Source organism: Pelomicrobium sp. (assembly GCF_036803785.1).
Taxonomy (GTDB): domain Bacteria; phylum Pseudomonadota; class Gammaproteobacteria; order Burkholderiales; family UBA6910; genus Pelomicrobium.
In genome coordinates this window covers 1-5,624 of record NZ_DAIRTR010000079.1, presented here as the reverse complement: position 1 = coordinate 5,624, position 5,624 = coordinate 1, and the positions used below count along the sequence as shown (strand labels likewise).

The 5,624-nt window shown below is 66.4% G+C and carries 4 protein-coding genes; all 4 read left to right on the top strand.

Annotated features, from left to right (window positions below; all coding sequences use genetic code 11):
- Positions 1-128: 128 nt before the first annotated feature.
- The 4 genes from atpD to glmS all read left to right on the top strand — a co-directional run bounded on the left by atpD (position 129) and on the right by glmS (position 5,336).
- Positions 129-1,508 (top strand): F0F1 ATP synthase subunit beta, encoded by a 1,380-nt coding sequence (gene atpD / locus V7Q81_RS10220; protein WP_333842814.1) that lies wholly within the window; start codon positions 129-131, stop codon positions 1,506-1,508.
- Positions 1,509-1,518: 10 nt separating this feature from the next.
- Entirely contained in the window at positions 1,519-1,947 is a 429-nt protein-coding gene (locus V7Q81_RS10215) for a F0F1 ATP synthase subunit epsilon (protein ID WP_333842812.1), read from the top strand.
- Positions 1,948-2,088: 141 nt separating this feature from the next.
- A complete protein-coding gene (gene glmU / locus V7Q81_RS10210; protein ID WP_333842840.1) occupies positions 2,089-3,453 on the top strand; it encodes a bifunctional UDP-N-acetylglucosamine diphosphorylase/glucosamine-1-phosphate N-acetyltransferase GlmU in 1,365 nt (454 codons plus the stop codon).
- Positions 3,454-3,506: 53 nt separating this feature from the next.
- Positions 3,507-5,336, top strand: a complete 1,830-nt coding sequence (glmS, locus tag V7Q81_RS10205) for a glutamine--fructose-6-phosphate transaminase (isomerizing) (RefSeq protein WP_333842809.1) — start codon at positions 3,507-3,509, stop codon at positions 5,334-5,336.
- Positions 5,337-5,624: the final 288 nt, after the last annotated feature.

The window sequence follows — 5,624 nt, the reverse complement described above, 5'->3', positions numbered from 1 at the left end:
AGGCGAACGTTACGACGAGACCAGATCGCAGACAGCGCGGCTGCGATCGCGTGAGCGCAGAACCGTTGTGACCAGGCGAGGCTGCCGGCGCCCGGTGGCGATTTCGTAATCGGAAGGAAGAAGGAACCATGACTGAAGGAACGATTGTCCAGTGCATCGGCGCGGTGGTGGACGTCCAGTTCGACCGCGAGCACATGCCCCGCGTCTATGACGCCCTTACCATGGACGAGATCGGGCTGACCCTGGAGGTGCAGCAGCAATTGGGCGACGGAGTGGTGCGCACCATCGCCCTCGGTTCCTCCGACGGCCTGCGCCGCGGCATGAAGGTGAAAAACACTGGCGCCCCCATCTCGGTGCCGGTCGGGCCCAAGACCCTGGGGCGCATCATGGACGTATTGGGTCGCCCGATCGACGAGGCGGGTCCCATCGGCGCCGACAAGACCATGCCCATCCATCGCAAGGCACCCAGCTTCGAGGAGCTCTCCCCTTCCCAGGAGCTGCTCGAGACCGGCATCAAGGTGATCGACCTGATCTGCCCCTTCGCCAAGGGGGGCAAGATCGGGCTGTTCGGCGGCGCCGGCGTGGGCAAGACGGTCAACATGATGGAGCTCATTCGCAACATCGCCATCGAGCACTCCGGCTACTCGGTGTTCGCGGGCGTCGGCGAGCGCACCCGGGAGGGCAACGACTTCTACCACGAAATGAAGGAATCCCAGGTGCTGGATAAGGTGGCCCTGGTCTACGGCCAGATGAACGAGCCTCCCGGCAACCGGCTGCGGGTGGCGCTGACGGGCCTCACCATCGCGGAGTATTTCCGTGACGAGGGCCGGGATGTGCTGCTGTTCATCGACAACATCTACCGCTATACGCTCGCCGGAACGGAAGTGTCGGCGTTGCTCGGCCGTATGCCTTCCGCCGTGGGCTATCAGCCGACGCTCGCCGAGGAGATGGGCAGGCTTCAGGAGCGCATCACCTCCACCAAAACCGGCTCCATTACCTCGATCCAAGCCGTATACGTGCCGGCGGACGACCTGACCGACCCGTCCCCCGCCACCACCTTCGGCCACCTGGACGCCACCGTGGTGCTCTCTCGCGACATCGCCGCCTTGGGGATCTACCCCGCCGTCGACCCCCTGGATTCCACCTCGCGCCAGGTGGACCCCAACGTGATCGGCGAAGAGCACTACAACACCACCCGCGCCGTGCAGGCGACCCTGCAGCGCTACAAGGAGCTGCGTGACATCATCGCCATCCTGGGCATGGACGAGCTCTCCCCTGAGGACAAGCTGGTGGTGGCCCGGGCCCGTAAGATCCAGCGCTTCCTCTCCCAGCCCTTCTTCGTCGCCGAAGTCTTTACCGGCAGTCCCGGCAAGTACGTGCCCCTCAAGGAAACCATCCGCGGCTTCAAGATGATCGTCAACGGCGAGTGCGACCATCTGCCGGAGCAGGCGTTCTACATGGTGGGCACCATCGACGAAGCGTTCGAGAAAGCGAAGACGCTCCAGTAAGGAGGCCCCCATGGGAACCACCATGCATGTGGAAGTGGTGAGCGCGGAGGAATCCATCTACTCCGGGCCGGCCGAGTTTCTGGTGGCGCCGGGGGAAATGGGGGAACTTGGCATCTACCCGCGCCATACGCCGCTCCTCACCCGCATCAAGCCGGGGGCGCTGCGCATCAAAGTGCCGCTCAAGGACGAGGAGGAACTGGTGGTCGTCTCGGGCGGCATTCTGGAGGTCCAGCCAAGCGGGGTGACCGTGTTGGCGGACACGGCGGTACGCGCCGCCGACCTGGACGAGGCCAAGGCGCTGGAAGCGAAGCGAGCGGCGGAGGAGGCGCTGCAAAACAAGACCTCCAAGCTGGAGATCGCCAAGGCCCAGGCGGAGCTGGCCGAGGCTGCCGCCCAACTCGCGGCGATCCAGAAACTGCGCAAGGCGCGCAAAGGGTAAGACGCCCCGCGTGCTTCCGTGTTCGAAGGGCAGCCTGCGGGCTGCCTTCGTCATTTATACTGCCTCACGTGTTTCGGGCTCGCAGCCGAGCCGCCAAGATTGGCAGGCATCGTTTTTGCTCAAGTTTTCTCCATGACTGTCCTGGACATCGCCATCCTCGCCGCCGGCAAGGGGACCCGCATGCATTCCCGCCTGCCCAAGGTGCTTCATCCCCTGGCGGGCCGACCGCTGCTTGCCCACGTGATGGAGACTGCCCGGCGGCTCGAGCCCCGGACCCTCTGCGTGGTCTATGGCCACGGAGGGGAGCAGGTGCCCGAGGCGTTCGCTGGCTGCGGCGCGCTTTTCGTGCGCCAGGAGCCCCAGCTCGGCACCGGCCATGCCTTGGCGATCGCCCTGCCCCGCTTGCATCCCGCAGGGGTGATCCTGGTGCTCTACGGGGACGTGCCCCTCATCGGGGAGGCGACCCTGCGGCGCATGCTGGAGGGGCGGGCCGACGAGCGGCTGACGCTGCTCACGGCCGAAGTGGACGACCCGACCGGATACGGGCGCATCGTGCGCGACAGCGCCGGGCGGGTGGTGCGCATCGTGGAGCACAAGGACGCCTCGGCCCGGGAGCGCTCGATCCGGGAGATCAACACCGGCATCCTGGCGGCCCCCGCCCGCAGGCTCGCCCAGTGGCTCGCGCGACTCGGCACCGACAACGCCCAGGGCGAGTACTATCTCACCGACGTGGTGAAAATGGCGGTGGAGGAAGGCTTCCCGGTCGCTACCGTGCAGCCCGGGACGGTGGACGAAGTCCTTGGGGTCAACAGCAAGCGCGATCTCGCGACTCTTGAGCGCTGCTACCAGCGACGGCAGGCGGAGCGCCTGATGGCGCAAGGGGTGACCTTGTTGGACCCCGAGCGCATCGATGTCCGCGGCGAGCTCATCTGCGGGCGCGAGGTGGTGATCGACGTGGGCTGCGTGTTCGAGGGCAATGTTGTGCTCGGGGATCACACCCGGGTGGGGCCCTACGCCATCCTGCGGGACGCCCGCATCGGCGCGGGAGTGGAGATTCTGCCCTACACGTTGATCGAGGAGGCGGAAGTGGGCAATGACTGCCGCATCGGTCCCTACGCCCGACTGCGTCCGGGGGCGCGCCTGGCCGAGGAGGTGCACATCGGCAATTTCGTCGAGGTCAAGAATAGCGAGATCGGCCGAGCGAGCAAAGCCAATCACCTGGCTTACGTGGGCGATGCCACCGTGGGCCGCGACGTGAACATCGGCGCTGGCACCATTACCTGCAACTACGACGGGGCGCAGAAGCACCGTACAGTAATCGAGGACGACGCCTTCATCGGCTCCGATACCCAGCTGGTCGCTCCGGTCAAGGTGGGCAAGGGGGCGACCCTGGGGGCTGGCACCACCCTTACCCGGGACGCCCCGGCCGGCAAGCTCACCCTCTCCCGGGCACCCCAGGTGACGGTAGAGAACTGGAAACGGCCGGTGAAGAAGCGGGACAAGTGAGGCCGGGAGGAAAGCGGGGCCCCGGGAGTTTACTTCTTTGAGCTTTTCCTGACATGTGCGGAATCGTCGGCGCCGTGGCGCAACGCAACGTCGTGCCCATCCTGCTGGAAGGCTTGCGCCGCCTGGAATACCGCGGCTATGACTCGGCGGGACTCGCCGTCATCGACGGGGGGCTCAAGCGGCTGCGGAGCGTGGGCCGGGTGGCGGAGCTCGCCCGGCGAGCGGAGCAAGAGGGCCTGAACGGCCGCCTGGGTATCGCCCACACCCGCTGGGCGACTCACGGCGCCCCCACCGAGCGCAACGCCCACCCCCACGTGAGCGGCAGCGGCCTGGCGGTGGTGCACAACGGCATCATCGAGAATCACGAAACCATCCGCCGGCGACTGACCGAGGCCGGCTACGCCTTTGCCTCCGACACCGACACCGAGGTCATCGCCCACCTCATCGAACATTATCTGCGCCAGGGCGAGGGCCTATTCGTCGCCACCCGTCGGGCAGTGGCCGAGCTTCATGGCGCCTACGCCATCGCCGTCCTCTCGGCCCAGGAGCCCGAGCGGCTGGTGGTGGCGCGCATGGGGGCGCCGCTTCTGTTGGGCCTGGGCGACGGGGAAAACTTCGCGGCCTCCGACGCCTCCGCCCTGCTCCAGGTAACCCAGCGCATGATCTACCTGGAAGAAGGGGACGTGGCCGAACTGGCGCTCGACCGCTACCGGATCGTGGATGCGGCGGGCAACGCGGTGGAGCGCAGCGTGCACCTGTCCCAGCTGACCGCCGATGCGGTAGAGCTGGGGCATTACCGGCATTTCATGCAGAAGGAGATCTTCGAGCAGCCAGGGGCGGTGGCGGCGACCCTGGAGATGGTGACCGGCGCCTCTTCCCTCTCGCCCCAGCTCTTCGGTGTGGACGCCCAGGAAGTGTTGGCACGGGTGAACGCCGTCACCATCGTTGCCTGCGGCACCAGCTTCCACGCCGGCCTGGTGGCCCGCTACTGGATCGAGCGGGTCGCCCGCATCCCCTGTCACCCGGAAATCGCCAGCGAATACCGCTACCGGGAGAGCGTCCCCAACCCCGACGCCCTGGTGGTGGCGATCTCCCAGTCGGGAGAGACGGCCGACACGCTGGCCGCCCTCGCGCACGCCAAGGCGTTGGGACACCGGTACACCCTGGCCATCTGCAACGTGCCGGAGAGCGCCCTCATTCGCCAGGCAGACCTGCGCTTCCTCACCCGGGCGGGTCCCGAGATCGGCGTGGCCTCCACCAAGGCCTTCACGACCCAGTTGGCCGCCCTGTTTTTGCTCACCCTGGTGCTGGCAAAACTCCGCGGCCGGCTCACCCCCGAGGAAGAAAAGCGGCACATTGCGGCGCTGCGGCACCTACCGTCGGCCCTGACCCGGATCCTGGACCTGGAGTCCAGGATCGTCGCCTGGTCCCAGCGATTCGCGGAAAAGGAGCATGCCCTGTTCCTCGGCCGTGGCATCCACTATCCCATCGCCATGGAGGGGGCGCTCAAGCTCAAGGAGATCTCCTACATCCACGCCGAGGCCTATCCCGCGGGCGAGCTCAAGCACGGGCCGCTCGCCCTGGTGGACCGGAACATGCCAGTGGTGGCGGTGGCGCCCAATGATCTCCTGCTGGAGAAGCTCAAGTCCAACCTCCAGGAGGTGCGGGCCCGGGGCGGGGAGCTGTACGTCTTCGCCGACGCCGACAGCCAGATCCAGGAAAGCGAAGGTGTGCACATCATCCAGATGACCGACCATGCGGGGTTGCTGAGCCCGATCCTGCACGTCGTCCCGCTCCAGCTACTCGCCTACCACGTGGCGCTGCAGAAAGGCACCGACGTGGACAAGCCGCGCAATCTGGCCAAGTCGGTGACCGTCGAATGAATGCGGCGGAAAGCCTGCCCGCCGGTCCGCCGCTCCACAAAAATTAACTTAATTTTCAGAGCTTACGCTTGATGAGGCGGCTCCTTTGGGTCAAGCTTGGAGCTGGGTCGCCAGTCGTTACGCCTCGCCGCTCTGGAGGCCATTCAAACCTGCGGTGAACGGTGAGCCGATCATTCACCGCTCTTCCCGCTGCCTTCTCCCGCTGGGAGGGGGAGGGAAGAGGGCAAAGCGCGGGTCCATGGGCTTGGCGAGCACGACCACGGAAGCGTCTCGGGCGCGCCTTAAAAC